The organism is Vibrio sp. V42_P2S4T144, from assembly GCF_009904715.1.
Taxonomy (GTDB): domain Bacteria; phylum Pseudomonadota; class Gammaproteobacteria; order Enterobacterales; family Vibrionaceae; genus Vibrio; species Vibrio alginolyticus.
The window spans coordinates 1-2,130 of record NZ_WXWS01000504.1 but is presented as its reverse complement, the minus strand read 5'-3'; the positions used below and the strand labels follow the sequence as shown (position 1 = coordinate 2,130).

2 protein-coding genes are annotated in these 2,130 nt (G+C 43.1%); one reads left to right on the top strand and one right to left on the bottom strand.

The window, feature by feature from the left end; translation table 11 throughout:
• Window positions 1-103: 103 nt before the first annotated feature.
• Window positions 104-376, bottom strand: a complete 273-nt coding sequence (rcnR, locus tag CAG68_RS16675) for a Ni(II)/Co(II)-binding transcriptional repressor RcnR (RefSeq protein WP_005375370.1) — start codon at window positions 374-376, stop codon at window positions 104-106.
• 135 nt (window positions 377-511) lie between these two features.
• On the opposite strand from rcnR, the gene CAG68_RS16670 reads away from it, so the two are divergent.
• Entirely contained in the window at window positions 512-1,588 is a 1,077-nt protein-coding gene (locus CAG68_RS16670) for a nickel/cobalt efflux protein RcnA (protein WP_161441390.1), read from the top strand.
• The last annotated feature ends 542 nt before the right edge of the window (window positions 1,589-2,130 follow it).

The following is a 2,130-nucleotide window of genomic DNA, read 5'->3' as shown; positions in this document are numbered from 1 at the left end:
GTATGGTCTATATCTGCCATTGCTATTTCCCGCTTAGTAAGAGATTACCTATAAAGGTTCTATTCGAGTTTAACTCTAGTGATTTTACTCTAGCGAAGTAGGGTTACTTTATATAAGAGTCCAGTACTTTTAATACGACTTCCATATCTTTTTCACGTTGAGTTTTGTCTTCCTCAAGTACGACGTGTTCAAGTAAGTGACCTTTAATTACTTCTCGCATCAAACCATTTACTGCTCCCCGAATAGCGGCAATCTGCTGCAACACATCTTGGCATTCATGCTCTTCTTCCAGCATTTTTTTAAGTCCATTCACCTGACCCTGTATTTTACTGACTCGAGTGTTGAGCTTCTTTTGATCTCTGGTTGTATGCGACATGTCTTATCTTCTTTAAGTTACGGGCCGAGTTATTCTAACTGATAATGTAGCACTCAATTTATACTGGGGGGTAGTATTTAATACTAGGGGGGAGTATAGTTTGCGATAAATTAGAATCAACAACAGAGAACAACAATGGATTTTGTCGCGTTACTACAACAAGGTAATGGGTGGTTCTTTATTCCCAGTGCCATTTTGCTTGGCGCTTTGCATGGTTTAGAACCTGGGCACTCTAAAACGATGATGGCGGCGTTCATTGTCGCGGTGAAAGGAACGGTCAAACAAGCCGTGATGCTGGGTTTAGCTGCCACACTTTCTCACACTGCAATTGTATGGTTAATCGCTGTTGGTGGGATGTATATTAGCCAGAAATTCACCGCTGAAGCGGCTGAACCATGGATGCAACTTATCTCTGGGGTCATTATCGTGACAACCGGCGTATGGATGTTTTGGCGGACATGGAGCGATGAGCGAGCTTGGAACAAAGCTCAGGATCATGCTCGCGATTGGACGACGCAAGTTGTGGATACAGGACATGGGCATGTTTCGCTTTCGATTACACAGGAAGGGGAGCATCACCGTTTCCAGTTGCGAACACTCAGCGGTAAACCTTTAACTGCTGAAGGTATCAAGGTTTCGGTATCGAGTGATGGTTATCAACCTGCTGATATTTATCACTTTATAGAGCGTGATGGATACTTGGAATCGGCGTCTTGCATTGAAGTCTCTAATGGACTTTCTGTCACTTTGATCATCGGGCACCATGATCATACCCATGACTTTGATGTACATTTTCGTCCTGGTTCTCATTTAGAAAGCGAAGATAAGGAATATCAAGATGCTCACGAACGCGCTCACGCTTTAGACATTCAAAAACGCTTTGAGAATCGAGACGTGACGAATGGGCAAATTCTGCTGTTTGGATTAACGGGCGGTTTGATTCCATGCCCTGCTGCGGTAACGGTTTTGCTTATCTGTTTGCAGCTTAAGGCAATGACTCTTGGTGCGACATTAGTTGTGTCATTCAGTATTGGCTTAGCCTTGACTCTGGTTGCTGTTGGCGTTGTGGCAGCAGTGGGCGTGCAAAAAGCGACATCTAAATGGAGCGGTTTGAATGATGTTGCACGTCGAGCTCCTTACTTATCGGGCGTCTTGATCAGTGCAGTTGGTTTGTACATGGGTATGCATGGATACATATCGCTGACAAGTTAAACTCTGTGGTAAAGATTCTTTTCCTTTCTTTTTGCATGGGTAATAGCTTCATGCCTTGGTTTGCCTATTTTGCTGCCGATTCTTGATTGAGAATCACTCGATCTGACATCGCTGCCATATCTACAAACCAAGTCATTCTCGCTTCACCAAGCATCTCGGATTACAACCGCTGCAATTGTGGCTCTAATATCTGAACCTGAGATACTAAATGATAAAACGGGAGCACTGACCACAGTGCTCCCGACGGTTAAAACGCTAATTAGAAGTCTTTTCTTTAATGTTCGATACCAATTTGGTCGCATAGTTAAATTTAACTATGCAAACGTTTCCTTTTGCGTACTCGTCCCTTCGCCAAACCTCGTAGAAATGTGACGTTTTGAAGACTTTTTTTCCTTCTGTCTAAAGTAATCGGGAACCAAGCAGATACATAGTTATAAAGTTATGTCTTGCTCTGCCAAACAGACCCAAAATGCAGTTTGGTTGGTTTTGGAGAAGAAAGGCTTAGCGCTCGATTAATGAGCATCAATTGAATTGTATTGAGA